Source organism: Microbacterium sp. AG1240, assembly GCF_003635115.1.
Lineage (GTDB): Bacteria > Actinomycetota > Actinomycetes > Actinomycetales > Microbacteriaceae > Microbacterium.
The window spans coordinates 202,399-228,424 of the sequence record NZ_RBXJ01000002.1 but is presented as its reverse complement, the minus strand read 5'-3'; the positions used below and the strand labels follow the sequence as shown (position 1 = coordinate 228,424).

Here is a 26,026-nt window from a genome sequence, read left to right as displayed (position 1 = left end):
CGTTCAGCCCGCGTCGGCGGCCTCGTCGAGCACCGCGGGCGCCGGTGGAGAGCTCAAGACGGCCAGCTCGTCGCCGCGCAGGATGAACTGCAGCGAGGTGCCGGCGGGGAAGCGCTCCTGCAGTTCGTCGGGAGCGGTGCTGTTGACCAGCATCGAGACCGTGGCCGGGAACTCGCCCGCCCCGCACGCGCCGATGTAGAAGTTGCTGTACGAGCTCCTCCCCGTCACCACCGACCCCTCGATGAGCGACATGCACACCTCGACGGCCGAGAAGCTCGGCGCCTGGGTCTGGATCAACGCGCGCAGTCCGTAGAACTCCTCGAAGATCTCGCCCCCGTCGCGACGGTCGCCCATCATCTGCGGCCACTCGGCGCCCGGATCGATCTGCAGCACCGCGATCTCTCGAGGGTCGGCCTGCAGCCGGTACGTGAAGGCGGCCGTGATCGCCGCGACCGCAACGATCACCGCGACCAGTCCCAGGGCGCCCACCGCGGCGATCCGCCGCCGCGTCCACCAGATGAGCGGCGGTCGCGGCTCCGCCGCCTCCTCCTCCGCATCGCCGCCGACCAGGACGCCGTCGATCGACACCTCCGGATCGGCTCCGCGCACGGGCTGCCCCGCGGCGTCGGGCGGGTGCGGCTCCTCGCTGCGGGGCGGCGTCGGCGCACGTTCCACGAGCGAGAGCTCCTCCAGCTGGGCCAGCCGGTCGAGCGCCGCACGATCGTCGACGAGGCCGTCACCCGGGCCGTACGCCCGCGCACGCAGCGCCGTCAGCTCCGCGCTCGTCCGATCGTCCATGACCCCTCGTCCACCTCGCTCAGTCGCGCAGCGGCGATCCGACCGCGTCGAACCGGAACCCGCCGAACTCCCCCGACAGCAGCGGCCGCGCCGCGGCGATCGAGGCCTGCACGTCGGGCAGCTCCAGCGAGGCGCGGTGCGCCGCAGCATCCGTCCAGATCTCCACGACGAACACCGTGTCGGGCTCGTCGTCGATCACTCCCACCTCGTATGCGAGACATCCGGCGTCGGCGAGCGCGGGGCTTCGCCGCGTGAGGTGCGCGGCGAGCTCGTCGCGCTTCCCCGGCTCGGCGCCGAGGGTGCCCGCGTTGACGAACGTCATCCCTGATCGGCCTTCCGGGCGCCCGCTTCGAGCACGTCTCCGGCGGGGAGCTCCTGGTGTCCGCCGAACTGCAGGCGCATCGCCGAGAGGATCTGGTTCGCGTAGTGGTCCTCGCCGCGCGAGGCGAAACGCTCGAACAGCGACGCGGCGAGCACGGGGGCAGGAACCCCCGTGTCGACGGCGGCCTTCACCGTCCACCGGCCCTCGCCCGAGTCGGACACGCGGCCGGCGAGACCGTCGAGGGTGGGGTTCTGCTCGAGCGCGGCGGCGGTGAGGTCGAGCAGCCACGACGAGATGACCGACCCGCGACGCCACAGCTCGGCGACCTTCGGGGTGTCGATCGTGAACTGGTAGAACTCGGGTTCTTCGAGCGGAGCGATCTCGGCCGAGTGCTCTGCCTCGCGCTTGCCCGCGTCGGCGTTGTGCAGGATGTTGAGTCCTTCGGCGAGCGCGGCCATGATGCCGTACTCGATGCCGTTGTGCACCATCTTCACGAAGTGCCCGGCGCCCGACGGCCCGCAGTGCAGCCACCCCTGTTCCTCGGGCGCGACATCTCCGGTGCGCCCGGGCGTGCGTTCGATCTCGCCGACGCCCGGAGCGATGGTGCGCAGGATCGGCTCGATCGTGGCGACGGCCTCGTCGGGCCCGCCCACCATGAGGCAGTAGCCGCGCTCGAGACCGAAGACGCCGCCGCTCGTTCCCACGTCGACGTACTGGATGCCCCTGTCGGCGAGGGCGGCTGCGCGCCGCACGTCGTCTTTGTAGTTCGAGTTGCCGCCGTCGATGATGATGTCGCCGGGCTCGAGGACCTCGGCGATCTGGTCGACCACCTGACCGGTGAGACCGGCGGGGATCATGAGCCACACGACGCGCGGAGCCTGCAGCTTCGATGCCAGGTCGGCGTACGACGACGCGCCGGTCGCGCCCTCGGCGGCGAGCGCGGTCACCGTGTCGGGGTTCACGTCGTAGACGACGGCGTCGTGACCGTCGTTCATCAGCCGCCGGACGATGTTGCCGCCCATGCGCCCGAGACCCACCATGGCCATCTGCATATCGAACTCCCTCTGCCCGCGGCCGAGACCACGGCGGTCTCGCCCCTACATCGCGAGTCTAGGGACGCACGACGCCGGTGGGGCGGAGCTTGACCGTCAGAGCCGCAGCACCTCGGTGATGCGCAGCACCGCGGTGCCGGCCTCCTCCGACGCCGCGAGGTCGATCTCACCGCGGATGCGCCAATCGTGGTCGCCGGCGGGGTCGTCGATGGTCTGCTCGACCTTCCAGACACCGGATGCTGCAGCATCCGTCTCGTCGATGGTCACCAGCGCCGACGATCTCGCCGCGCCGCCGGTGAGGATCTCGTCGTGCTCTTCGAAGTACCGATCGAGCACGCCGGGCCAGTCGACCTCCGGATCGAGCGTCTCGAGCTCGTCGTCGCGCTGCAGCGCCGCGAGCTGCACGCGACGGAAGAGCTCGTTGCGCACGAGCACGGTGAACGCGCGCCGGTTCGTCAGCACCGACGGCGGAGCGGGCGGGACGACGGGAGCGGCAGGATCGAGATCCTGCGGGTTCGTCATCGCCTCCCACTCGTCGACGAGACTCGAGTCCACCTGCCGCACGAGCTCGCCGAGCCAGGCGATGAGATCGAGGAGATCGGGCGTCTGCGCCTCCGACGGCACCGTCTGCCGGATCGCGCGATACGCGTCGCTGAGGTAGCGCAGCACGAGGCCCTCGCTGCGGGCGAGCTGGTACACCGAGATGAGTTCGCCGAACGACAGCGCTCGTTCGAACATGTCGCGCACCACCGATTTCGGCGAGAGCTCGAAATCGCGGATCCAGGGTTGTCCGGTCGCGAACACCTCGAACGACTGCGCCAGCAGCTCTTCGAGCGGCTTCGGCCACGTCACCTGCTCGAGGGCCTCCATGCGCTCGTCGTACTCGATGCCGTCGCGCTTCATCTGGGCGACGGCCTCGCCGCGGGCGAGGAACTGCTGCTGGGAGAGCACCGGGCGCGGATCGTCGAGGGTCGCCTCGATGATGCTCACCACGTCGAGGGCGTAGTGCCCGGTGCCGACGCCCGGGCCCGAATCCGCGGACGGATCGCCACCGATCTCGGTCGCCGGGTCGAGCAGCTCGATCGCGGCGAGCGCGAACGGCGACAGCGGCTGGTTGAGCGCGAAGTTGGGCTGCAGCTCGACCGTGAGACGAATACTTCCGTCGACCACCTCGACGACGCCCGCGGTACGGAGCGTGCGGAAGATGTCGAGGGCCCGTCGGGCGAGCTCGTAGGTGCGCGCCCTCGGTTCGTGATTGTCGAACACGAGCGAGCGCACGTTCGCGAAGACGTCGCCGCCGCGCGCGATGACGTTGATCAGCATCGCGGCGGTGAGCTGCATCTGGGCGACGAGAGGCTCGGGCTCGGCGGCGACCAGGCGGTCGTAGCTCTGCTCGGTCCAATTGACGAACCCCTGCGGCGCCTTCTTGCGCACGATCTTCTTCTGCTTCTTGAGGTCGTCGCCCGCTTTGATGATCTGCGCGGCGTTCTCGATCTCGTGGTCGGGCGCCATCACCACCACGGTCCCGGCCGTGTCGTAGCCCGCGCGTCCGGCGCGACCGGCGATCTGATGGAACTCGCGGGCGCTCAGCTGACGCATCTTCTGGCCGTCGTACTTCGTCAGCGCGGTGATGAGCACCGTGCGGATCGGCACGTTGATCCCGACCCCGAGCGTGTCGGTGCCGCAGATGACCCGCAGGAGCCCCCGCTGGGCGAGGGTCTCGACGAGCCGGCGGTAGCGCGGCAGCATCCCGGCGTGGTGCACGCCGATCCCCGCGCGCACGAACCGCGACAGCATGCGCCCGAAGGCGGTGTTGAAGCGGAAGCCGCCAATCGCCTCGGCGATCTCGTCGCGCTGCTCGCGCGTGATGATCTTGATGCTCGACAGGGCCTGCGCCCGCTCCATCGCGGCGGCCTGCGAGAAGTGCACGATGTAGACCGGCGCCTGGCGCGTGTCGAGCAGCTCCTGCACCGTCTCGTGCACGGGCGTGCGAGCGTACGAGAAGTGCAGCGGCACGGGGCGCTCGACCCCCGTGACGAGCGCGGTCGGGCGACCGGTGCGCCGAGTGAGGTCGGCGGCGAGGTCGGTCACGTCGCCGAGGGTGGCCGACATCAGCAGAAACTGCGCGCGCGGCAGGAGCAGCAGCGGCACCTGCCACGCCCACCCGCGGTCGGGGTCGCCGTAGTAGTGGAACTCGTCCATCACGACCTGGTCGACGATGGCGTCGGGCCCCTGCCGCAGAGCGAGATTCGCGAGGATCTCGGCGGTGCAGCAGATGATCGGGGCGTCGGGGTTGACCGAGGAGTCACCCGTGACCATGCCGACGTTCTCGGCGCCGAAGATGTCGACGAGGGCGAAGAACTTCTCGCTGACCAGCGCTTTGATCGGCGCCGTGTAGTAGGTGCGACCGCCGGCGGCGAGACACGCGGCGTGGGCGGCGATCGCGACGAGCGACTTGCCGGTGCCTGTCGGCGTCGACAGCACCACGTTCGCGCCCGAGACCAGCTCGATGACCGCCTCGTCCTGCGCGGGGTACAGCGAGAGGCCGCGATCGGTCGCCCACTCGACGAAGCCGGCGTAGGCGGCATCCGAGTCGGCACCGCGCGGCACGCGTTCGAGCAGGGATTCAGGCACGCTCTACCCTTTCACGCGACGCGCTCGGCCGGCATCGGGGCGCCCCGTACGCTCGGAGCATGGTGAGCAGCGGAGGCGCGACGCAGGCCGACGAACTGCGGATGCTGCGCGCGAGGGCTTATGGGCCGCAGGCCGACATCCACGACGATGCCGCCGCGCTGGAGCGGCTGCGCGAGTTGGAGGAGCGGGCGTTCCCCGCCGCTGAGCCCGACGCGGAGGAGGCCGAAACGCCCGAGCCCGAGACTCCCGAGCCGGGAGCGCCGGAATCGGACGGCGCCGAGCTCGCGAGCGTCGAACGGGCGTCGGGGTGGCACCGGTTCGTGCCGACCACGCGACGCGGGTGGGTCGCCGTCGCCGCGGTGTGCGCGGCGGTCGCGGTCGTCGTGACGGCCGCCGTCACCACCGCCGTCGTGCGGACGGTGCAGGCCGATCCACGCACGATCGCCACTCTCCCTGTCGATCCGACGAACGATCTCGCTGACGCGTTCGGCGGGTTCAGCACCTCGACACAGCCCAGCGTGGCGCACACCGACTTCTACGGCCTCACCCCGATCGTGATCCCCGGGTGGGGCGAGACACCCGGGCGCTGCCTGGTGCTCACGCCGACCGCGGGACTCGATGCGGCCGCCAACGGATGGTCGAGCGTGGGAGGGATGAACTGCGAGGCGGGTTCGTTCTCCTCGAGCGTGCAGTTCATCGTGTCGGCTGACTACGGGATACCGGCCGAGTTCAGGGATCGCTTCCCCGACAGGACCGCCTTGCGCTTCGTGCTCGAGGGCTCGTCAGTCGTGGTGATGGACGGCACCCCCGAGTAGACCGCGTCGACTCGAGGGGGCCCGCCGCACACGCCCGTCAGCTCGCGCCGCGGCCGGTCTTCTCCTGCAGACGGTCGATGTGCTCCGACGCCTCGGCCTTGGTGAGGTCGGCCGAGAGCTCCTCGCCGGCCTCCCGCGCGAGGGTATCGAGGTACGACCGCTGCGGGCCGGTCATCGGTTCGTCACCGGTGACCCATTCCTCGGGGTTCTTCTCGGCACTGTCGCCCGTGGGCTCCGACGATCCGAGCGTGTTCGATGTATCAGACATATGTACGACGGTAGGCGGGCCTACCGCCGCTGCCCCGGGGCTTGACAGGGCCGACCCCACGGAGGTCGGCCCGCGGTGTTAGCGTGATCGTGTCGCCGAGAAACCGGAAGGAGGCGCCCGTGTTCGCATCCATCGTCGCCGCCTTCCACCTGCTCGCGACCGTGCTGGGCCTCGTCGCCACCCCCGACCCCGCCGGCATCGGCGTCGCCGTCGCGATCGCCGCGGTCGGTCTGCTCGTGCTCGCGGCCGTCGCCGTCGGCCTGCCCGGGTCCTGCGACGTCACCGCACCGCATCCGCGACGCGCGATAGACATCTCCACCCCGCTCGCACAGAGCGATCCGGATGCTCCGGGCCATCCGCGCCCGAGAGCACCGCAGACCGCGGCCTCGGCCGCGTAGACCGCCGCGCCCGCACGTCCGTCGACGTCGTGGCGCCCCGGCGTCCCTTCGCGGCCGATCGACCCCGCCATCGATCGCTCTCGAAGAACGGACCTCTCCGTGGACCTTTTCGCTTTCCCTCCCCTCGCCGCCCTCCTCGACCTGGCCTACTCCGGGCTCATGGCGCTCGGCGCGGCGCTCGCACCTCTCACCGCCGCATCCGCCGCTCTCGCCGTCGTGCTCGTGACCCTGCTCGTGCGCGCCGCTCTCATCCCCACCGGCATCGCCCAGGCCAAGGCCGAACAGACGCGCGCACGTCTCGCGCCACGCCTGCGCGAGCTGCAGAAGAAGCACAAGAGCGACCGCGAGCGCCTGCAGCGCGAGACCATGCAGCTCTACCGCGACGAGAACACCTCGCCGCTCGCCGGCTGTCTGCCCGTGCTCATCCAGGCGCCCGTCGTCGGCGTGCTGTACACCCTCTTCCTGCACACCACCATCGCCGGCCACCCGAACGCCCTCCTCGACGAGACCCTGCTCGGAGTGCCGCTGGGCTCCACCCTCCTGGGCTCGCTGTCGGGCGGCGACACCGCGGGGGTTGTCGTCTGCGCGGCCGTCGTCGTGGTCATCGCCCTGGTCGGGGAGATCACCCGACGCGCGTTCCGGACCACCCCCGTCGCGGGCGACCTCGCGATGCCCGCCGTGGCCGGCGGCCTGATCGGAGCCCTGCAGTTCGTCACGGCCGTCGTGGCCGCATTCGTGCCGCTGGCGGCGGGGCTCTACCTCGTGGTCACGGTGACGTGGACCCTCGGACAGCGTCTGGTGCTGCGCCGCATCTACCCGGCGCCGCGCCGGTGAGGGCTCTCAGAGAACGCCGTTGCCGATCTCGGAGATCGCCCCGAGCGCCGTGACGATGATCAGACCGTTGAAGAAGAAGCTCAGCACCGAGTGCACGAGCACGCGCCACCTCATGCGTCGATCGAGCACGTCCACGTCGGAGACGGCGAGGCTCACGGCGAGGGTGTACGCGAAATAGGCGAACTCGAGGATGCCGGGCGCCGCCACCGAGGGGAAGCGCAGCGGCGGATCGGTCTCGCGGTAGTACAGCTGCAGGTAGAGCTGCGCGAATCCCCAGTGGAAGAGCACCCACGCCAGGATCATCGCCCAGATGCCGATGGCGTCGAGCGCGACGTCGACCTCGTCGTGGGGCTCGAGGAGGATGTGCTGCACGGTGGCGGTCACGCCGACGAAGCTGACGAGGATCGTCGCGACGAGGGAGATGGCGCGGGGCACGAGGCCGAGTTCGAGCAGCATGGGAGGCTCGTCCGACTCCGCGGACCGGCTCGCGGTGCGCAGCACCAGCAGGATGCCGATCGCGTACGCCGTGCCGACGCCGCACCACGTCAGCAGCAGCGCCAGCGACGTGGTGCGCCCGTCGATGAGGATGTAGGCGAGACCGAGCACGACCAGCACGGCCTGCAGGACCGTGCTGATGACGAAGCCCGCGACCGCGATGCGGCGTCCTCGGCTCGGACGGTGGGCGTTCACGCCGCCGATTCTATGGCTCGCTCACCAGCCGAAGACGTTGAACCACTCCCGACGTCGCGCCTCTTCGCCGCGCGTCGCGGAACCGCGCCAGCTGCGATGGCGGGGCAGCGTGCCGTCGCGCCGCAGCACGACGAACCTCGTGCACACCGGACAGAGTGCGCGACCGCCGGGAAAGCCGTTCGCGAGCTCGGGCGCCACGGCCGCGGCGAGACCTCCGCCCGGGCACATCGGCGGGTCGGCCTCGGGCTCGGTCCACATGAGCCCGGTGCCGCGCCGGTGGTGCAGACCGCGGTGTCCGCGCTCGCGCGTGCAGACCTCGCCGGCGCGGCGGCTGAGACAGAGGTCGCGCGGCGACCCCGCCGTTGCGGACACGGGGCCCTACCGGGCGCGCAGGGCGTCGAGGATGCGGAGGGTCTCGGTCGTGCGGTCCTGATCGGCGGCGGCGGACGCTTCGGTGCTCACCAGCTCGACGAACCGCGACACCTCGCCGTCGAGCGCATGCTGCTCACCCTCGACCGTCACGGTGCGGGTGCCGTCGGCACCGGTGATCGTGAGGCGACGAGGGCTGGCGACGTGGTCGATCTCGACCGACGCGTGCTCGCCCTGGATCTCGCTCGGAAGCGACGAGCGGGTGATCTTCGAGTACGACACATCGACGACCAGGCCGGGATACGCCGCGATGACCGCCCCGGCCCCCTCGACTCCCGTGGCGATCGCGACCGCCTCGCCCACCACCCGATCCGGCGCGCCGAACAGGGTCACCATCGTGTGCAGCCCGTAGACGCCGAGGTCGAGCAGCGCGCCCCCGCCCATGGCGGGATCGAAGATGTTCACGTGCTCACCGGCGAGCACTTTCGCGTAGCGCGACGACAGGGCCTCGAAGCGCAGCGACGCCCGGCGGAGCGTCCCGAGTTCCGGGAGCAGCTCGACCAGGGCGACGAAGCCCGGGTCGTAGTCTGTGCGGAAGGCCTCGATGAGCACGACTCCCGCAGCATCCGCCTCGGCGACGAGCTCCACCCATTCGTCGGCGCTGAGAACGGCCGGCTTCTCCACGAGCACGTGATGCCCGGCCCGCAGGGCCGCCCGCACCTGCGCGGCGTGCACGCTGTTCGGACTGGCGATGTAGACCGCGTCGACGTCGGGCGAGGCGAGCATCTCGTCGAGGTCGGAGTGTGCCGCCGCCGCGCCCCAGCCGTCCGCGATGTCGCGGGCCTTCGCGATATCGCGCGAGAACACCGCCTCGATGCGGATGCCGGGCGTGCGTGCGACGGCCTCGGCGAACAGGGTCGTGATGGGCCCGGAGCCTATCGTCGCGATCCGGATCATTCGGTCTCCTCGCGGGCGGCCGGCCCGAGCCGGTTCACGTGTCGGTGTCGAGCATCTGCCGCAGGATGCGGGCGAGGTGGGCCTGATCGGCCAGGCTCACCTCGCGCAGCTCGATCGCTTCACGACGCACGAGCTCGCCCATCGCCGCGTCGACGCGCGCGGCGCCCTCGTCGGTCAACTGGACGATCACGCTGCGACGGTCGATGTCATTGGGACGGCGCTGGATCAGACCGCGGCCGGACAGCTTGTCGAGACGGTTCGACATGGCGGCGGAGCCGATCATCGTCGCCCCGATCAGCTGCGCGGGACTCAGTTCGTGGGGCGGCTCGGTGCGGCGGAGGGCCGCCAGCACGTCGAACTCCCAGCTCGCCAATCCGGCGCCGTTGAAGGCGCTCGCCCGCAGTCGCGTGAGCCGGTGCGAGACGCGCCGGAGTCTCGACATGACATCGAGGGGGGTGAGGTCGACGTCGGGGAGCCGACGCGACCAGGCGTCGATGAGGAGATCCACCTCGTCGTCGCGGTCCGCGGAAGCCATACGACGACCGTAACGCCTCTCAGCTCTCGAAGACGGCCGTCCGCGCGGGGGTTGCGCAGACCCGGATAACGCTCCCCACCTGTGTCGTCAACCCGGGGGCGCCGCCCCGTGGCGGACGGCACCGTGGAAGGACACGACAGACAGGACCTTCCATGAGCATCCCCTTCGACGAATCCGACTCCCTCGACACGACGACGGGCGACGACGCGGCCCTCGCGGCGACGCAGGACGACACGACCCTCGACGACCCGACCATGAACGACGACGCCGTGCTCGCTGCGGCCTTCGACGGCGACGACGTCGACGACGAGTCGGCGCCCGAGCGGCGCGAGGACATCCCGGCGTCCGACCTCCACCTCACCGACGCCGACCAGCCCGTCACGCAGGGCGACTCGCCCGTGGAGGCAGCTCTCGGCGAGGACGGGCAGGGAGATCTGGCCGCGGAGGACGAGGTCGGAGCGGGCCTCGACGACGACGGACCGACCGACCTGCGAACGTCGGTCTGACATCCCCGGTGATACCTCCCGGGGGTATCATCGATCTGTGCACGGATACGAGGACAATAAGGACGACCTGCTGAAGCGTCTGCGCCGGGCAGAGGGCCAGGTGCGCGGGATCGCGCGTATGGTCGAAGACGATAAGTACTGCATCGACATCCTCACCCAGGTCTCGGCGGCCACCAAGGCGCTCGAGACCGTGGCACTGTCGCTGCTGAGCGATCACCTCGGTCACTGCGTGGCGGAGGCGACGGCTCAGGGCGGTCCGGTCGCACAAGAGAAGATCCGCGAAGCAAACGAGGCGATCGCTCGTCTCGTCCGTTCTTGACACCCTCGTCCCGTTCCGACAGGAGATTCCCGTGACGATCCAGCCGATTTCCCTCACCTCGATCGGCGATGCGGCAACCGTCGCACCGTCCGGCTCGTGCTGCGGCGGGGGGAGCTGCGGCGTCGCGTCGACCCCCGCGTCCGAGGGCGCGGCGACCGACCGGCGCGAGCTGCTCGTCGAGGGGATGACGTGCGATCACTGCGTGCGCGCGGTGTCGGACGAGCTGTCGGCGCTCGACGGCGTCGACGGTGTGGACATCGACCTGGTTGCGGGCGGGTCGTCTCGCGTGCGCATCCGAACCTCGGCGCCCGTCGCCGACGACGCCGTGCGTGCGGCGATTGACGAAGCCGGCTACCGGCTCGTCTGACCTATTCTGCGGCTCGGACCGTCAGCGCCAGCGCTGGACGGCCGCATGGAACGTGAGCTCCTGGCTCACCTCGACCGCGCGATCGTAGCGGGGACCACCGAGGGCGACGAACACGGGCCCGACCACTTCGATGAAACCGACGACGACGCCGTCGCGGGCGATCTCGTACAGCTCGAGGTCGATGCGGTTCCACGGAACCTCAGACGGGGCGTACGCCTCTCCCTGGTCGATATGCCGCGCTTCCATGACCATGGCAGCTCCTTCCGTCCGCTCCCTCCACTGTGGCGCGCGAGGTCGGGCGGCAGGTCGGGCTTGACGAAATCGACTCCGTGTCCTACCCGCCCACAGCACCTACGCGACGGTGCGCGGACGCCCCCGTCGGGGTCGGTCCGCAGACAGCGGAAAGGTGCGATCGACCGGGCTCTGCGCGAGCGCCGCGGCCGCAGCATCCAGCCACTCGATCTCGCCACGCGCATGAGCGCACTCCGCGGCCCGCAGGATGACCGACGAGACGCCCCCGCTCCCCGTGGCTCCCCCGTCATCCGGCGACGACTCGGCCTCGGCGAGGCGCAGCACCGCGGCGGCGCGTTGAGCCGCGATCGCCTTCTCGGCGTCGACGCCGGGCAATGTCGCGACGAGGGCGATCTTGCGCGCGAGCTCGCCGCGCGCGGCCGGCTCGTCCGGCTCCGCCACCCACCGCGCGGCGAGCGCACGCCCGGCGTCGGTGATGCCCCAGTAGACATGCCCGCGCTCATCGGCGCCGCGGTTGCCGACGAAGCCGTCGCGCTCGAGACGCTCGAGCGTCGTGTAGATCTGACCGACGTTCACCGCAGCCCCGGCGCGGCGCGAGTACTCGGCTCTCAGCTGGTAGCCGTAGCACGGCCCCTGATCGAGGATCGCGAGCAGCGCGTGGCGCACCGACATGCGGCCTCCGAACGGGATATCGGGTATGTACGTACCGAGTATACGAAAGCCGGCTCAGCCGCCGATGGCATTCATCCCGCGCGGCGGCTGCAGGAACGACGGGTCGTTGATCGCGTGACCGGGGAGCTTGCCGCGCACGCTGGCGCGCAGGACCGCGTCGATGGCAGCCCCGCGGTCGGGCGCTCCCCCGCGCAGCACGGGAACGAGGTCGTACTCGGCGATGGAGAACAGGCAGTTGCGCACCTGGCCGTCGGCGGTGAGGCGCAGTCGATCGCAGTCGCCGCAGAAGGGCGCGGTCACCGATGCGATCACCCCGACCTCGTGAGGACCGCCGCCGTTGTCGACCCCGCCGAGCACCCACTTCTCGGCCGGTGCTCCGCCGCGCCCCGGAACGGGCGTGAGGTCCCAGCGCGACGAGAGGGTCGCGACGATCTCTTCGCGCGTGACCATCTGCTCGCGGTCCCACGTGTGACCCGCGTCGAGCGGCATCTGCTCGATGAACCGCATCTGCGCGCCGGAGTCCACCGCGAACTGCACGAGGTCGATGATCTCGTCGTCGTTGACCCCGCGCATCGCCACCGCGTTGAGCTTGAGGGGGCGCAGCGGAGATGCCGCAGCCGCCGCGATCCCCTCGAGAACCTCCGGGAGACGGTCGCGTCGTGTGAGTGACGCGAACTTCTCCCGCTGGATGGTGTCGATGCTGATGTTCAGTCGCGCGAGCCCGGCATCGACGAGGTCGTCGAGCACCTCGGGGAGCCGGATGCCGTTCGTCGTCATGGCGATCTCGACCGGCCCTCCCGGACCTTCGATCACGGCGAGGCGTCGCACGATGTCGACGATGTCGCGGCGCAACAGCGGCTCGCCGCCCGTCAGCCGGAAGGTATGCACGCCGGCGGCGGCGGCGACCTCCGCGATCTCGACGATCTCGTCGAGGGTGAGGATGCTGTTGCGGGCCAGCCACTCGTTGCCCTGCTCGGGCATGCAGTACGTGCAGCGCAGCGAGCAGCGGTCGGTGAGCGAGATCCGCAGGTCGCGGTGGACGCGCCCGTGCGTGTCGACGAGGGGCCCGGATGCCGCGTCCGCCGCCTCGACGTCGGAGCGACGCCGCAGCGCCACCGGTACGGCGGTCACGAGCGCGGCTCCTGCGGGGTCATCTTCCGAGGCTACCCGTGGAATCGACACGGGGCTCCGTGCGAACGCCGGGACCAAAGTCCTCCAGCGACCGCCCGACCGCCCGCCACCATCGACGGGGAGGGGTGATCGCTCGACAGCGAGAGACCTCCGCAATCCCCGGAATCACGCGCGATATCCTGTGGTCAGACCACATATGAGTGCTCACTAGGAGGCAACCGTGGAGTGGCTCGACCCCCTGCTTCTCGCTCGCTGGCAGTTCGGCCTGACGACGCTCTACCACTACCTCTTCGTGCCCCTCACGCTCGGCATGGGCCTCGTGGTCGCGATCTTCCAGACGGTCTGGTACCGCACCGGGTCGGTGAAGTGGCTTCACCTGACGCGGTTCTTCGGCAAGATCTTCCTCATCAACTTCGCCATGGGCGTGGTGACCGGCATCGTGCAGGAGTTCCAGTTCGGCATGAACTGGTCGGCGTACTCGCGCTTCGTCGGTGACGTCTTCGGCGCCCCCCTCGCCTTCGAAGGCCTGCTCGCCTTCTTCCTGGAGGCCACCTTCATCGGGTTGTGGATCTTCGGGTGGGACAAGCTTCCGCGTCTCGCGCACCTCGCGAGCATCTGGATGGCGGTACTGGGCGCCACCCTGTCGGCCTACTTCATCCTCGCCGCGAACGCCTTCATGCAGAACCCCGTCGGCTACGAGATGGCGGCAGACGGATCGCGCGCCGAACTCGTGGACTTCGGGGCCTTGCTGACGAACCCCGTCGCCCTGGCCGCATTCCCGCACACGATCACCTCGGCCTGGATGTTCGCCGGCGCCGTCGTCATCGCCGTCTCCGCCTGGCATCTCGCCCGCGGTCGCAACACGGAGATGATGCGTCCCTCGCTGCGATTCGGCATGTGGTTCCTGGTGATCTCGTTCGCCGGGGTCGCCCTCTCCGGCGACCAGCTGAGCCTCGTCATGGTGCAGACCCAGCCGATGAAGATGGCCGCCGCCGAGGCGATGTACAACACCGCCTGCGGGGCCGATGCATCGTTCTCGATCTTCTCGCTCGGCACCCCCGACGGCTCGGCGGAGGTGTGGTCGCTGCGCGTGCCGTGGCTGCTGTCCCTCCTGTCGACGCACTCGTTCGACGGTTGTGTCGAGGGCATCAACGACCTGCAGGCGCAGTACACCGCCCAGTTCGGCCCCGGCGACTACACGCCCGTCATCTGGGTGACCTACTGGGCCTTCCGCTGGATGATGGGCCTGGGCGGCGCGGCCGCGCTCCTCTCCGTCGCCGGCCTGTGGCTGACGCGCTCGACGTCGCGCTTCACGATGAAGCCCTGGATGTGGCGCGTGCTGGTGTGGAGCGCTCCGCTCCCCCTGATCGGCAGCCTCGTCGGATGGATCTTCACCGAGATGGGCCGCCAGCCCTGGATCGTGTTCGGCCTCATGCTGACCGAGGACGGCGTCTCGCCGAGCGTTCCCGGGTGGAACGTGCTCATCTCTCTGGTGGCCTTCACGACCATCTACGCCGTGCTCGCCGTGGTCGAGGTCGGGCTGATCATCAGATACGCCCAGAAGGGACCCGACCCCCTCCCCGACCCGACCGCCCCCCGTAAACCCGACTCCGTCGAGAACACCCCGACGACGGTCTACTAGGAGCTGACATGGACCTCGCATTCCTCTGGTTCTGGATCATCGGATTCTTCTTCATCGGGTACTTCGTGCTCGACGGCTTCGACTTCGGTGTGGGCATGTCGCTTCCTTTCCTGGCGAAGGACGACGTCGGCCGCCGGCAGATCATCAACACCATCGGCCCGGTGTGGGACCTCAACGAGACCTGGCTCATCGTCGCCGGGGCGTGCTTGTTCGCCGCGTTCCCGGAGTGGTACGCGACGCTGTTCAGCGGGTTCTACCTCCCGCTGCTGCTGATCCTGCTGGCCCTCATCGCCCGCGGCGTCTCGTTCGAGTTCCGCCACCAACGCGACGGGCTGCGGTGGAAGCGCAGCTTCGACACGATGATCGTCGTCGGCTCGGCCGTGCCGGCGTTCCTCTGGGGCGTCGCCTTCGCGAACATCGTGCAGGGCGTGCCGATCGACGCCGACAAGGAGTTCACGGGGTCGCTGCTGACGCTCCTCAATCCCTACGGCCTCCTGGGGGGTGCGACGACTCTGCTCCTGTTCTTCGTGCACGGCGTCACGTTCGTGGCATTGAAGACCGACGGGCCGGTGCACGAGAAGGCACGCCGTCTTGCAACTCGGGCCGGGGTGTTGGCCGTCGCGGTGGCAGCCGTCTTCGTGCTCTGGACCGTGACCGCGCACTTCTCGCTGCCGGTGCTCGCCCTCGGCGCGATTGCCGCGATCTGCCTCATCGCGTCGGTGGTGGCGAACGCCCGCGACCGCGAGGGTCGCGCCTTCGCCCTCGGCGCGGTCACGATCATCGCGGCGGTCGCGATGCTCTTCTTCGCGCTGTTCCCGAACGTGATGCCCTCGTCGACCGATCCCGCGTTCACCCTCACGATCGAGAACGCCTCGAGCACCGACTACACGCTCACGATCATGAGCTGGGCCGCACTCATCTTCGTCCCGCTGGTGCTCGCCTACCAGGGGTGGACCTACTGGATCTTCCGCAAGCGGGTGACGCGGGCGCGGATCGAGACGGCCGCAGCATCCGTGCACTGACCCGCGGCCCCGGTCGCTCGGGTGGAAGGATGGACCGGGTGAGCGAGAAGCGGGCGGATCGGGTGCGCGGCCCCGTCGACCCTCGGCTCGTGCGGTACGCGACGGCATCGAAGTCGTTCCTCGGCGTGACGGCGGCGATCGTGCTCGCCCAGACCGGGGTGATCGTCGGTTTCGCGTGGACGCTGACCTCGGCCCTCGTCGGAGCCATCGCCGGTCGACCTCTCGACGAGCTCTGGCCGCTGGTGGGGGCGGCCGCCGCATTCGTCGTGGTGCGCTCCCTGCTGATCGTCGCGTCGGAGCGGGTGTCGGCGATGGGCGCGGCCCGCGCCTCGCTGCAGCTGCGCGACGCCCTCGTCACGGCCGTCGGCGGGCTGGGGCCGAGATGGCTCGGCACGCGCAACGCCGCTTCTCTCGCCGTCGTGGCCGGCCACGGGCTCGAATCGCTCGACGCCTACTTCGGGCGCTACCTGCCGCAGCTGGTCGCCACCGCCATCACGATGCCGATCGTCATCGGCGCGATCCTGCTCGCCGACCCCCTCTCGGCCCTCATCGTCGTGCTGACGATCCCGCTCATCCCCCTCTTCATGGTGCTCATCGGGCTCGCCACCCGCGCCGTCCAGCGGCGTCAGTTCGACACGCTCCAGCGCCTCGCCGCCCGCTTCGCCGACACCGTCAACGGGCTCGGCACGCTCAAGGCCTTCGGACGCCAGCACCGGGCCGCCGACACCATCGAGACGGTCACGCGCCGCTACAAGCGCGAGACGATGTCGGTGCTGCGCGTCTCGTTCGTCTCGGGGTTCGCCCTCGAGTTCCTCGCCTCGATCTCGGTCGCGATCGTCGCGGTGACGATCGGCTTCCGCTTGCTCGCCGGTGAGATGGACCTGCTCGTCGGGCTGTTCGTGCTGCTTCTCGCCCCCGAGGCGTATCTGCCGCTGCGTCAGGTCGGCGTGCAGTTCCACGCGGCCGCCGAGGGCGTGGCCGCGACCGACGAGATCTTCGACGTGCTCGACAGCGCGCAGAAGGAGCGCGCACGGGAAGACGACGCCCGCCCCGGTGCCGGCGGGCGGAGCGTCGCGGTGCGCGGGCTGCGGGTCAGCCGAGGAGAACGGATGCTGCCGCCGGTCGATCTCGTCGCCGCCCCGGGGCGCGTCGTGCTGATCGACGGACCGAGCGGGGCGGGGAAGTCGAGCCTCGTCGCCGCCCTCCTGGGGTTCGCCGACTACGAGGGCACGATCGACATCGACGGGACCGCGGCATCGGACGCGCGGGCGGCGATCGCGTGGGCAGGGCAGCGGCCCGGCCTCGTCGCGGGCTCCGTGGCGCAGAACATCGCCCTCGGCGATCCGGCGCCCGACGCGGCGGTCGTGCGCGCGAGCCTCGCCGATGCCCAGGCGCACGACATCGACCCGGCGCTCGAGCTGGGTTCGCAGGGAGCAGGCCTCTCGGGCGGTCAGGCGCAGCGCATCGCCGTCGCCCGTGCCCTCTACCGGCTGCGTCGCACCGAGGGCGTCGGCGTCCTTGTGCTCGACGAGCCCTCCAGCGCCCTCGACTCCGACACCGAAGCCGCCCTGTGGAGGCGGCTGCGTTCCCTCGCCGACGACGGCACGGCCATCGTGCTGGTCTCGCACCGCACCTCCGCGCGCCGCATCGCCGACGACGTGGTCACCCTCGCCGCTCCCCTTCCCGTAGCATCCGCCTCTCACTTGCCGCGACCCGGGTCATCCACGGCCGCGGAAGGCCCCGAACGTGGCAACTCACCGACGGAGGCGCGCTCGTGAACGGGCGTGTGAGAGCGGTGCTGCGGGCGGCGCAGCCGTCGGCCCGCCGCTTCGCCCCGGGTGTGCTCGCCGGTGTCGGCACCGCCGTCAGCGCCATCGCGCTGCTCGCGGCGAGCGCGTGGCTGATCGCCCGGGCCGCCGAGCAGCCCGCGCTCCTCTACCTCTCGGCCGCCGTCGTCGCGGTGCGGGCGTTCGCCGTGGGGCGCGGTGTCTTCCGCTACCTGGAGCGGCTCGCCGGCCACGACGCCGCGCTCGATCAGCTCGCCACCGTGCGGGCGGGACTGGTGCGCGAGATCGTGCCGCTCGCCCCCGACGGTCTCGGCCGCGCGCGCCGCGGGGTGCTGCTGTCGAACCTGGTCGACGACGTCGACGAGCTGCAGAACCTTCCGCTGCGCGTGGTGCAGCCGCTCGCCGTCGCGGGGCTCGCGGCCCTCGGGAGCGTCGTCTTCCTCGCCTTCGTCTCGTGGAGCGCCGCCCTCGTGGTCGCGCTGAGCCTCGCCACGGCGTTCGCTCTCGCCGTGTGGGTCGGGTGGGCCGCCGGCGGACGCGCCGAGCGCGCGATCTCGCCGCTGCGGTCGGAGGTCTCCGACGCCCTGCTCGACCTGCTGACCTCGATCGACGTGCTCACCGCTTTCGGAGCGGTGGATGCGGCGCACGACCGCGTGCGGCGGGCCGACGAGCGCCTGCGCCGCGCCGTGGTGCGCCGCGGTGTCGCGCAGGGCCTCACCGCCGGCGCGGTGTCGCTGCTGGCCGGCGCCGCCTCGCTGCTCGCGCTCGCGGTCGCCGCCCCCGGTGTGGTCGATGGCACGCTGACCGGCCCGGCGCTGGCGATCGTCGTGCTGCTGCCGATGGCCGTCTTCGAGGTGTTCGGCCCCGTGCCCCTCGCCCTCGCCTCGTGGCGACAGGTGCGCGCGGCAGCCACCCGGATCGCCGAGACCGTGCCCGCCGAGGTTCCCGCCGGGCTCCCCCGCGACGAACCCGTCGCCACCGGCCGGGCTGCGCCTCTCGTCGGCCCCGACGGGAGCGGGCTCGACCTGCGCGGCGTCGGAGCATCGTGGCCGCGTCGCGGCGCCGGCGTCGACGACCCCGGCCGCCTCGACGACGTGACGCTGCGGGTCGGAGCGGGCGAGCGCGTGATGGTGACCGGACCGAGCGGGGCGGGCAAGACCACCCTCGCGCACGTGCTGGTGCGCTTCCTCGACTACACGGGCTCGTACCGGATCGGGGGCGTCGAGGCGCGCGATCTCTCGGGCGACGACCTGCGCCTGACCGTCGGGCTCGTCGAGCAGCAGCCGTTCCTCTTCGACGAGTCGCTGCGGCAGAACCTGCTCTTCGCCCGCGATACCGCGACCGACGCCGAGCTCGAGGCCGTCCTCGAGCGCGTCGGCCTCGCCGACTGGGCGGCCGGCCGCGGGGGGCTCGATGTCGCGGTCGGCGAGCGCGGCTCCCTCGTCTCCGGCGGGCAGGCGCAGCGCATCGCTCTCGCGCGCGCGCTTCTGCACGACTTCCCCGTGCTGGTGCTCGACGAGCCGACCGCGGGGGTCGACCCCGCAGCATCCGACGCCCTGCTCGCCGACCTCCTCACCGCGGTGCCCGACGACCGCGCGGTCGTGCTCGTCTCGCACGTCGATGTGCCCGCCGCGCTCGTGGACCGCACCCTTCGCATCGAGAACGGGCGCATCGTCTCGCACCCCGCGTAGCCTGAGGGCATGCAACCGCTGGTCGAGCCGATCGACGCCCTCGCACCCACTGAACTCATCCGCACGGCCCGTCACGCGGTGCTCGCCGGCATCGGCAACGAGGGCCAGCGCCGCCTCGCCGCCGCCCGGGTGGCGGTGATCGGCGCCGGCGGGCTCGGGTCACCCGTGATCCTCGCTCTGGCCGCGGCGGGCGTCGGCGAGATCGTCGTGATCGACGACGACGTGGTCGACGGCTCGAACCTGCAGCGGCAGGTGCTGCACCGGCTGGGCGATCTCGACCGCCCGAAGGTCGACTCGGCCGTCCGCGCCGCGGCCGACCTCTCGCCGACCACCCGGGTGATCGCCCGCGCCGAGCGACTCGACGCCGACAACGCCGTGCGCCTGCTCGAGGGCGCGCACCTCGTCGTCGACGGGAGCGACACCTTCGGCACGCGCGAGGCGGTCGCCGCCGGAGCCGACGCCCTCGGCATCCCCGTCGTCTGGGGCGCGGTGCAGGAGTTCGCCGGCCAAGCCACCGTGTTCTGGTCGCGGCCGCCGGCCGGCGTCGCGCCGATCTCGCTCCACGACCTCTACCCGGCCGACAGCACGGGCGAGCCGCCCACGTGCGAGCAGGTCGGGGTGCTCGGCTCGCTCTGCCTGCAGATCGGCGGCATCCTCGCCACCGAGGCCGTGAAACTGATCACCGGGGCCGGCGACCCCCTCCTCGGTCGCGTCGTGGTGATCGACGCGCTCCGAGGCCGCCAGAGCGAAGTGCCCCTCCTCGCGCGCGCATCGGCGGTGCCCGCGTGAGCGGCGCACGCCCGGGGCTGCGCAGCGTCGAGGAGCAGCTCGGGCGCATCCTCGCCGCCGTCCGCCCCCTGCCGGTCGAGGTGCTCCCCGTCACCGCGGCGCTCGGACGCACGCTCGCCGACCCCGTGATCGCCGCGGGCGACATCCCCCTGTTCGACAACTCCGCCATGGACGGGTTCGCCGTGCGCTTCGACGACGTCGCGGATGCGGCGCCCGACGCGCCGGTGACGCTGCGGGTGGTCGCCGACCTCCCCGCCGGCACCTCCCTCGACCCCGCCCTCGGGCCCGGCGAGGCGGCGCGGATCATGACGGGATCCCCGGTTCCGGGCGACGCCGACGTCATCGTGCCGTTCGAGGACACCGCGGGAGGCCTCGCCGCGGGACTCGACGACGTGGTGATCGAGCGCGCTCCTCGCGAGACCGGTCTCTTCGTGCGACGCCGCGGCGGCGACCTGCACGCGGGCGACGAGGTCATGGCACCGGGCGTGCGGCTCGGGGCCTTCCAGATCGCGGCCGCCGTCGCCGCCGGCGTCGGTGAGGTGCGGGTCTCTCGCGCTCCTCGCGTGGTCGTCGTGTCGACGGGCAGCGAACTGACCGCACCCGGCGCCGACGGACGACGCGGCAGCATCCCCGACTCGAACGGTCCGCTGCTGGCGGCCCTGCTCGTCGGAGCCGACGCCGAGCTCATCGGGCTCCACCGGGTGGGCGACGACCCGGCCGAGGTGGCGCGCGTGACCCGGGACGCGGAGGCCGAGGGCGCCGACGTCATCGTGTTCACCGGCGGAGTGAGCGCGGGAGCGTACGAGCCCGTGCGCGGAGCCTTCTCGGCGGAGGGTGCGGGCCGGAGCGGGATCGAGTTCGCCGCGGTCGCGATGCAGCCGGGCAAGCCGCAGGCCTTCGGCACCCTCCCGAGCGGCACCCTCGTCTTCGGCCTCCCCGGCAACCCCGTCAGCGTCGCGGTGTCGTTCGAGGTCTTCGTTCGTCCCGCGCTCCTGCACCTGCAGGGACGCGCCGACATCGCCCGCCCCGCGGTGCGGCTGCGGGCGGCGGAGAGCTGGCGCACACCGCCGGCGCGGCGGCAGTATCTCCCCGCCGTCGTCGACCTGGCCGCGGGCACCGTGCGCCCCGCCACCGCGGGGGGCTCGGGGTCGCACCTGGCGGGAGGTCTCGCCCAGGCCCAGGCCTTCGCGATCGTGCCCGCCGAGGTCGCGGAGGTCGCCGAGGGCGATCCGCTCGACGTCATACTGGTGGGATGAGCTTCACCCACCTCGACGCTGCCGGCCACGCCCGCATGGTCGACGTCACCGCGAAGCAGCCGACCGTCCGGTCGGCCACCGCGCGGGGCTTCGTCCGCTGCTCCCCCGAGGTGATCGCCGCGCTCCGCGACGGCACCGCCCCGAAGGGCGACGTCCTCGCCGTGGCCCGCATCGCCGGCGTCCAGGCCGCCAAGGCCACCCCCGCCCTCCTGCCCCTGGCCCACGTCATCGGGGTGCACGCAGCATCCGTCGACCTCGTCGTGACCGACGGGGGCGTCGAGATCGAGGCCACCGTCGGCACCGCCGACCGCACCGGCATCGAGATGGAGGCGCTGACCGCGGTCTCGGTCGCCGCCCTCGCGATCGTCGACATGATCAAGGGCATGGACCGCGCCACCGTGATCGAGAACGTGCGCATCACGGCGAAGGCCGGGGGCCGCTCCGGAGACTGGACGCGCCCCGAATGAGCGTGCGCGTGAGGTATTTCGCCGCGGCCGCCGAGCGTGCCGGCGTCGACGAGGAGAACCGCTCCGAAGCATCCCTCGCCGCCCTGCGCGCGGCGATCGTCGGAGAGCACCCCGACCTCGGCGAGATCCTGCCGCGGTGCGCGGTGCTCGTCGACGGCGTGCGCACCGACACCGACGCGACGCTCGTCGGCGCGACGCTCGTCGACGTGCTGCCGCCGTTCGCCGGCGGCTGAGCCGCCCCCGCCCGCGCCCCCGCACGCGGGCAATCGGCCCACACGCGGGCGATCCCCGCGCCACAGCCCGCACCTCGCGCGATCCCCCGCGTCTCGAGCGGCCGAGCCCGGCGGGCGAGCTAGCCCCCGAGGCCCTTCCACGCCGTGGTGCCGTCGGCCTCCACCTGGCGTTTCCAGACCGGCAGCTCGAGCTTGATGGCCTCGATGACCGCGCGGCACACCTCGAACGCCTCGGCGCGGTGGCCCGAGGCCACCGCGATGACGACGGCCGCGTCTCCCACACCGAGCCGCCCGGTGCGGTGGCTGACCGCGACGATCGCGTCGGTGCCGGCCGCAGCGCGCTCGGCGATGCCGTGCAGGGTCGCCTCGGCGTCGGGGTGCGCGGAGTACTCCAGCGCGACGACCTCGGCCGAGGCGTCGGGGTCGTGATCGCGCACGCGACCGATGAAGGTCGTCACCGCCCCGGCGGTCGCATCGTCGACGGCCGCGAGGTGCGCGTCGAGATCGAGGGGTCGGTCGGAGAGCGCGGCCAGGCGCACGGCGCTCACGAGTGGTCCGATCCGCCGAGCTGGTCGATCACGTGCCCGGCGATCGACGCGATCACCGGGATGCCCGACGCCACGGCGCGGGGCGAGCCCGGAAGGTTCACCACGAGCGCCCCCGATCCGTCGACGACACCGGCGACGCCGCGCGAGAGCATCCCCGCGGGCTTCTCGGTCGTGCTGCGACGACGCAGTTCCTCGGCGATCCCGGGGAGCTCCCGGGTCACGACCCGGCGCGTGCCCTCGGGCGTGAGGTCGCGCGGACCGACACCGGTGCCGCCGGTGGTGACGATCAGCCGCGCTCCCGCGTCGATGGCGGCCCGCAGGCCCGCCTCGACGCTGTCGACGCCGTCGGCGACCACGGTCGCCTCCTCGCACGTGAAGCCCGCCTCACGGAGCGCTTCGACGGCGACCGGTCCGCTCGCATCGGGGCGTTCGCCGGTCGCCGATCTGTCGGACACCGTGATCACGGCGGCAGTGCGTTGCATGCTGCTCACCCTACGACGCGGCGCCCTCGGACCGCTGGCCCGACGCGACGGCGGCCGCGGTGATCCGGGCGGCCATGCCGGGGAAGATCAGCCCGTGGAAGGGCAGCACCCCGAGCCAGTACAGGCGTCCGGCGAGGCCCTTCGGGAAGAACACCGCGCGCTGCTCGTAGCGGGCGCCGGCTCCGTCGGGGCTCACCCGCATCTCGAGCCAGGCCAGGCCCGGCACCTTCATCTCGGCGCGCAGGCGCAGCAGATGCCCCGGCTCGATCGCCTCGACGCGCCAGAAGTCCAGCGCGTCCCCTGCCGTGAGCACCGCCCTGCTGCGGCGGCCGCGCGCGAGCCCGACGCCGCCGACGACCCGATCCATCAGGCCGCGGATCGACCACAGCAGTCTCGAGGAGTACCACCCGTTCGACCCGCCGATTCCCGCGATCACCGACCACACCTGCTCGGGCGATGCCGTCGTCGTCACCGACCGCGCGTCGACGAAGACCATCCGCCCCGCCCACTCGGGATCACTGGGCAGCGGGTCGCTCGGCACGCCCGAGACCTCGGCGTCCTGCCAGCTGGTCTCGATCGTGTCGTCCTGCACACGCCCGAGCGCGAGAGCGACCGCTCGACGGTACGGCGTGAGACCGCCGTCGGGGCGCGGGATCAGCGCGTCGACATCGTGGTCCTTCATCACGCACTCGTTCTGCAGCGACTCCACGAGGGGCCGCGCGGTCGCCCGCGGGATCGGCGTCACGAGGTTCACCCAGTGCGAGGCCAGCCGCGGCGTGAGCACGGGGAGCGCGGCGATCGCGCGTTGATGCAGCCCCGCCTCCACCGCGTAGCCGTTCATCATCTGCCCGTAGCGCAAGACGTCGGGCCCGCCGATGTCGACGGCGCGGTTGACGGCCGCGTCGACGCGCGCGGCGCCCAGGAGGTAATGCAGCACATCGCGTACCGCGATCGGCTGGATGTGGTTGCGCACCCATTTGGGCGCCGGCATGTAGGGCAGCACGTCGGTGAGGTGGCGCACCATCTCGAACGACGCCGACCCCGAGCCGATGACGACACCGGCCTGCAGCACGAGCGTCGGCACGCCGCTGGCGAGGAGGATCTCCCCCACCTCGACGCGCGAGCGCAGGTGCGCCGACAGCGGCGCGTCGTCGGGGTGGAGTCCGCCGAGGTACACGATGCGCGCGACGGATGCTGCGGCCGCCGCATCGGCGACGGTCTGCGCGGCGACGCGGTCGGTGTCTTCGAAGTCCTTCCCGGCCGCCATCGAATGCACGAGGTAGTAGAGGACGTCGACGTCGGCGACTGCTCGCTCCACCGCACCGGCGTCGCCCGCATCGCCCTCGACGACCTCGACCCTCGACCCCCACTCGAACGCGGCCACCCGGGGCGCATGCCGGGCGAGCACGCGCACGGTGTAGCCCGCTTCGAGCAGACGGGGCACGAGGCGCCCGCCCAGGTATCCGGTGGCGCCGATGACGAGCGCGCGCGGCGGCGTCCCGTCGTCGCGCGGTTCGGCTCGCAGTTCGGGTTCGCGCCCGGTGGGCGCGGTCAGCTCGCTCATACCTGGACGCTACGCCGCAGCATCCTCTCCCCCGCAGGGCTTGACCGCACCCCCACCTCCATACCGCATGCCCTCCGACATCGCACATCGCGCTCTCGATTGGAACCGGCGGGGCTATCGCGAAAGGCTGGACCGATGAGCGAGTCAACACCGCCCACACCGTCCACCCCCCGCCTGGAGGTCGACGACGTCATCGTCGTCGACCGCAAGAAGGTACGCACCGCCATCGGCGGCACCGTCGTCGGCAACTTCATGGAATGGTTCGACTTCGGCATCTACGGGTACCTCGCGGTCACCCTGGCCGTCGTCTTCACCTCCGACCTGCCCGAGCCCTGGGGCCTGCTGGTGACCCTCCTCGGGTTCGCCATCTCGTTCCTCGTCCGCCCGTTCGGCGGATTCGTGCTCGGCCCCCTCGGCGACAGGATCGGCCGCCAGAAGGTGCTCTTCCTCACGATGGCGATGATGGCCCTCGCCACGGCCCTGATCGGGATGCTGCCCACGTCGACCCAGATCGGGCTGTGGGCCATCGTGCCGCTGTACCTGCTGAAGATGATCCAGGGCTTCTCGACCGGTGGCGAGTACGCCGGCGCGACGACCTACGTGTCGGAGTTCTCGCCCGACCGCTCCCGCGGCTTCTGGTCGTCGTGGCTCGACGTCGGCTCCTACATCGGCTTCGCCGCCGGCGCGAGCGTGGTGGCGATCACGACCGCGATCGTCTCCTCCGTCAGCGGGCCGGACGGCATGGTCGAATACGGATGGCGAATCCCGTTCCTCCTCGCCATCCCGCTCGGCGCGGTCGCCATCTGGTTCCGCCTGCGGATCCCCGAGACCCCCTCGTTCGAGCTGGCGCAGGAGAAGGGGGCCGACCCCACGATCGCTGAGGACGGGCCCTTCGCCCGCCAGGGCCTCGTCGGTATCGTGCGCCACCACGGGAAGTCGCTGCTGATCGCGATCGCGCTGGTGGCGGCGACGAACTCCGCCGGCTACGCGCTGACGAGCTATATGCCCACGTATCTCGAACGCGAGGTCGGCGTCTCGAACCTGTTCGCGGCGGTCGCCACCGTGCCCGTGCTGATCGTTATGTCGGTGGCGCTGCCCTTCATCGGACGCCTCAGCGACCGGATCGGACGCAAACCCGTCTACGTGCTGGCTGCCGGGTCGGCCCTCGTGCTGATGGTGCCCGCGTTCCTCATCATGCAGATCGGCGAGCTGTGGGCCGTGATGATCGCCCTCGCCCTCGCCGCGATCCCCGTGGCGTTCTTCGTCGCGATCTCGGCCTCGGCGCTTCCCGCGCTGTTCCCGACCGCCTCACGGTTCGGGGCCATGGCCGTGGCCTACAACGTGTCGGTCTCGCTGTTCGGCGGCACGACCCCGCTGTTCAGCCAGGGGCTCATCGAGCTGACGGGCAACACCCTGATGCCGGCGTTCTACATCATGTTCTTCGCCGCACTCGGGCTCGTCGCCCTCCTGTCGATGCGGGAGACCGCCCGCCGGCCGCTCCTCGGATCGGTGCCGACGGTCGAGACCACCGCCGAGGCCCGCGATCTCGTCGCGCACCAGGACGACAACCCGTTGCTCGACACCTCGACGATGCCGCTCGAGGTGCAGCGGCGCTGACGGTGCGGC

30 protein-coding genes are annotated in these 26,026 nt (G+C 71.5%); 15 read left to right on the top strand and 15 right to left on the bottom strand.

Annotated elements, in window-relative coordinates; all coding sequences use genetic code 11:
* Nucleotides 1-3 precede the first annotated feature (3 nt).
* The 4 genes from DEU34_RS09660 to DEU34_RS09645 all read right to left on the bottom strand — a co-directional run bounded on the left by DEU34_RS09660 (nt 4) and on the right by DEU34_RS09645 (nt 4,806).
* Nucleotides 4-798: a hypothetical protein gene (locus DEU34_RS09660; protein ID WP_121149981.1), complete on the bottom strand. Its 795-nt coding sequence runs from the start codon at nt 796-798 to the stop codon at nt 4-6.
* 19 nt (nt 799-817) lie between these two features.
* The gene (locus DEU34_RS09655; protein WP_116647847.1) at nt 818-1,120 is read right to left on the bottom strand and encodes a putative quinol monooxygenase; all 303 of its coding nucleotides are present in this window, start codon (nt 1,118-1,120) and stop codon (nt 818-820) included.
* Nucleotides 1,117-2,166, bottom strand: a complete 1,050-nt coding sequence (gene gnd, locus DEU34_RS09650) for a phosphogluconate dehydrogenase (NAD(+)-dependent, decarboxylating) (protein WP_259460102.1) — start codon at nt 2,164-2,166, stop codon at nt 1,117-1,119. Before gnd ends, DEU34_RS09655 begins: the two co-directional genes overlap by 4 nt.
* A gap of 102 nt (nt 2,167-2,268) precedes the next feature.
* Nucleotides 2,269-4,806 carry an RNA helicase gene (locus DEU34_RS09645; RefSeq protein WP_121149979.1) on the bottom strand — a complete coding sequence of 846 codons (2,538 nt, stop codon included), beginning with the start codon at nt 4,804-4,806 and terminating at the stop codon, nt 2,269-2,271.
* 59 nt (nt 4,807-4,865) lie between these two features.
* On the opposite strand from DEU34_RS09645, the gene DEU34_RS09640 reads away from it, so the two are divergent.
* Nucleotides 4,866-5,621: a hypothetical protein gene (locus DEU34_RS09640; protein ID WP_121149978.1), complete on the top strand. Its 756-nt coding sequence runs from the start codon at nt 4,866-4,868 to the stop codon at nt 5,619-5,621.
* Between the two features lie 37 nt (nt 5,622-5,658).
* Here the strand turns inward: DEU34_RS09640 and DEU34_RS09635 are convergent, their stop codons facing one another.
* Nucleotides 5,659-5,889, bottom strand: coding sequence for a DUF3072 domain-containing protein (locus DEU34_RS09635; RefSeq protein WP_121149977.1), 231 nt, complete (start codon nt 5,887-5,889; stop codon nt 5,659-5,661).
* A gap of 119 nt (nt 5,890-6,008) precedes the next feature.
* On the opposite strand from DEU34_RS09635, the gene DEU34_RS09630 reads away from it, so the two are divergent.
* The gene (locus DEU34_RS09630) at nt 6,009-6,287 is read left to right on the top strand and encodes a DUF6412 domain-containing protein (protein WP_121149976.1); all 279 of its coding nucleotides are present in this window, start codon (nt 6,009-6,011) and stop codon (nt 6,285-6,287) included.
* A gap of 99 nt (nt 6,288-6,386) precedes the next feature.
* Nucleotides 6,387-7,121: a membrane protein insertase YidC gene (locus tag DEU34_RS09625; RefSeq protein WP_121149975.1), complete on the top strand. Its 735-nt coding sequence runs from the start codon at nt 6,387-6,389 to the stop codon at nt 7,119-7,121.
* Nucleotides 7,122-7,127: 6 nt separating this feature from the next.
* Here DEU34_RS09625 and DEU34_RS09620 read toward each other — a convergent pair whose 3' ends face one another.
* Genes DEU34_RS09620 through DEU34_RS09605 form a run of 4 tightly spaced genes read right to left on the bottom strand, consistent with a single transcriptional unit; the run spans nt 7,128 to nt 9,672 of the window.
* Nucleotides 7,128-7,811 carry a DUF1345 domain-containing protein gene (locus tag DEU34_RS09620; RefSeq protein ID WP_183042424.1) on the bottom strand — a complete coding sequence of 228 codons (684 nt, stop codon included), beginning with the start codon at nt 7,809-7,811 and terminating at the stop codon, nt 7,128-7,130.
* A gap of 21 nt (nt 7,812-7,832) precedes the next feature.
* The gene (locus DEU34_RS09615) at nt 7,833-8,183 is read right to left on the bottom strand and encodes a hypothetical protein (RefSeq protein ID WP_121149973.1); all 351 of its coding nucleotides are present in this window, start codon (nt 8,181-8,183) and stop codon (nt 7,833-7,835) included.
* 6 nt (nt 8,184-8,189) lie between these two features.
* Nucleotides 8,190-9,137 (bottom strand): Gfo/Idh/MocA family protein, encoded by a 948-nt coding sequence (locus tag DEU34_RS09610; protein ID WP_121149972.1) that lies wholly within the window; start codon nt 9,135-9,137, stop codon nt 8,190-8,192.
* 34 nt (nt 9,138-9,171) lie between these two features.
* Nucleotides 9,172-9,672: a MarR family winged helix-turn-helix transcriptional regulator gene (locus tag DEU34_RS09605; RefSeq protein WP_116647838.1), complete on the bottom strand. Its 501-nt coding sequence runs from the start codon at nt 9,670-9,672 to the stop codon at nt 9,172-9,174.
* Between the two features lie 152 nt (nt 9,673-9,824).
* On the opposite strand from DEU34_RS09605, the gene DEU34_RS09600 reads away from it, so the two are divergent.
* Genes DEU34_RS09600 through DEU34_RS16455 form a run of 3 tightly spaced genes read left to right on the top strand, consistent with a single transcriptional unit; the run spans nt 9,825 to nt 10,864 of the window.
* On the top strand, nt 9,825-10,178 hold the full coding sequence (locus DEU34_RS09600) for a hypothetical protein (protein WP_121149971.1): 354 nt from the start codon (nt 9,825-9,827) through the stop codon (nt 10,176-10,178).
* 37 nt (nt 10,179-10,215) lie between these two features.
* Nucleotides 10,216-10,497 (top strand): metal-sensitive transcriptional regulator, encoded by a 282-nt coding sequence (locus tag DEU34_RS09595; protein ID WP_121149970.1) that lies wholly within the window; start codon nt 10,216-10,218, stop codon nt 10,495-10,497.
* A gap of 31 nt (nt 10,498-10,528) precedes the next feature.
* Nucleotides 10,529-10,864: a heavy-metal-associated domain-containing protein gene (locus DEU34_RS16455; RefSeq protein WP_259460101.1), complete on the top strand. Its 336-nt coding sequence runs from the start codon at nt 10,529-10,531 to the stop codon at nt 10,862-10,864.
* Between the two features lie 21 nt (nt 10,865-10,885).
* Here the strand turns inward: DEU34_RS16455 and DEU34_RS09585 are convergent, their stop codons facing one another.
* From DEU34_RS09585 to moaA, 3 genes are all read right to left on the bottom strand, one after another.
* The gene (locus DEU34_RS09585; protein WP_121149969.1) at nt 10,886-11,116 is read right to left on the bottom strand and encodes a hypothetical protein; all 231 of its coding nucleotides are present in this window, start codon (nt 11,114-11,116) and stop codon (nt 10,886-10,888) included.
* A gap of 99 nt (nt 11,117-11,215) precedes the next feature.
* A complete protein-coding gene (locus DEU34_RS09580; protein WP_121149968.1) occupies nt 11,216-11,788 on the bottom strand; it encodes a PadR family transcriptional regulator in 573 nt (190 codons plus the stop codon).
* A gap of 54 nt (nt 11,789-11,842) precedes the next feature.
* Complete coding sequence (gene moaA / locus DEU34_RS09575) at nt 11,843-12,919, bottom strand: GTP 3',8-cyclase MoaA (protein WP_121149967.1); 1,077 nt, start codon at nt 12,917-12,919, stop codon at nt 11,843-11,845.
* 220 nt (nt 12,920-13,139) lie between these two features.
* Here moaA and DEU34_RS09570 point away from each other — a divergent pair, with 220 nt between their 5' ends.
* Genes DEU34_RS09570 through DEU34_RS09535 form a run of 8 tightly spaced genes read left to right on the top strand, consistent with a single transcriptional unit; the run spans nt 13,140 to nt 21,806 of the window.
* Nucleotides 13,140-14,561, top strand: a complete 1,422-nt coding sequence (locus DEU34_RS09570) for a cytochrome ubiquinol oxidase subunit I (protein ID WP_121149966.1) — start codon at nt 13,140-13,142, stop codon at nt 14,559-14,561.
* Nucleotides 14,562-14,569: 8 nt separating this feature from the next.
* Entirely contained in the window at nt 14,570-15,583 is a 1,014-nt protein-coding gene (gene cydB / locus DEU34_RS09565; RefSeq protein WP_121149965.1) for a cytochrome d ubiquinol oxidase subunit II, read from the top strand.
* 38 nt (nt 15,584-15,621) lie between these two features.
* Entirely contained in the window at nt 15,622-17,361 is a 1,740-nt protein-coding gene (gene cydD / locus DEU34_RS09560; protein ID WP_396652118.1) for a thiol reductant ABC exporter subunit CydD, read from the top strand.
* Entirely contained in the window at nt 17,358-19,061 is a 1,704-nt protein-coding gene (cydC, locus tag DEU34_RS09555; protein ID WP_121149963.1) for a thiol reductant ABC exporter subunit CydC, read from the top strand. Before cydD ends, cydC begins: the two co-directional genes overlap by 4 nt.
* 9 nt (nt 19,062-19,070) lie before the next feature.
* Entirely contained in the window at nt 19,071-19,850 is a 780-nt protein-coding gene (locus DEU34_RS09550; RefSeq protein ID WP_121149962.1) for a ThiF family adenylyltransferase, read from the top strand.
* Nucleotides 19,847-21,106, top strand: a complete 1,260-nt coding sequence (gene glp, locus DEU34_RS09545) for a gephyrin-like molybdotransferase Glp (RefSeq protein ID WP_121149961.1) — start codon at nt 19,847-19,849, stop codon at nt 21,104-21,106. The genes DEU34_RS09550 and glp overlap by 4 nt, the downstream gene beginning before the upstream one ends.
* On the top strand, nt 21,103-21,573 hold the full coding sequence (gene moaC, locus DEU34_RS09540; protein ID WP_121149960.1) for a cyclic pyranopterin monophosphate synthase MoaC: 471 nt from the start codon (nt 21,103-21,105) through the stop codon (nt 21,571-21,573). Before glp ends, moaC begins: the two co-directional genes overlap by 4 nt.
* Nucleotides 21,570-21,806, top strand: a complete 237-nt coding sequence (locus DEU34_RS09535) for a MoaD/ThiS family protein (RefSeq protein WP_121149959.1) — start codon at nt 21,570-21,572, stop codon at nt 21,804-21,806. Before moaC ends, DEU34_RS09535 begins: the two co-directional genes overlap by 4 nt.
* Before the next feature lie 119 nt (nt 21,807-21,925).
* Here the strand turns inward: DEU34_RS09535 and DEU34_RS09530 are convergent, their stop codons facing one another.
* Genes DEU34_RS09530 through DEU34_RS09520 form a run of 3 tightly spaced genes read right to left on the bottom strand, consistent with a single transcriptional unit; the run spans nt 21,926 to nt 24,400 of the window.
* Nucleotides 21,926-22,354, bottom strand: coding sequence for a molybdenum cofactor biosynthesis protein MoaE (locus tag DEU34_RS09530; protein ID WP_121149958.1), 429 nt, complete (start codon nt 22,352-22,354; stop codon nt 21,926-21,928).
* The gene (locus DEU34_RS09525) at nt 22,351-22,836 is read right to left on the bottom strand and encodes a molybdenum cofactor biosynthesis protein B (RefSeq protein ID WP_121150575.1); all 486 of its coding nucleotides are present in this window, start codon (nt 22,834-22,836) and stop codon (nt 22,351-22,353) included. Before DEU34_RS09525 ends, DEU34_RS09530 begins: the two co-directional genes overlap by 4 nt.
* Before the next feature lie 10 nt (nt 22,837-22,846).
* Complete coding sequence (locus DEU34_RS09520; RefSeq protein ID WP_121149957.1) at nt 22,847-24,400, bottom strand: SDR family oxidoreductase; 1,554 nt, start codon at nt 24,398-24,400, stop codon at nt 22,847-22,849.
* Nucleotides 24,401-24,535: 135 nt separating this feature from the next.
* Between DEU34_RS09520 and DEU34_RS09515 the strand changes: the two genes are divergently transcribed.
* On the top strand, nt 24,536-26,017 hold the full coding sequence (locus tag DEU34_RS09515) for an MFS transporter (protein ID WP_121149956.1): 1,482 nt from the start codon (nt 24,536-24,538) through the stop codon (nt 26,015-26,017).
* The last annotated feature ends 9 nt before the right edge of the window (nt 26,018-26,026 follow it).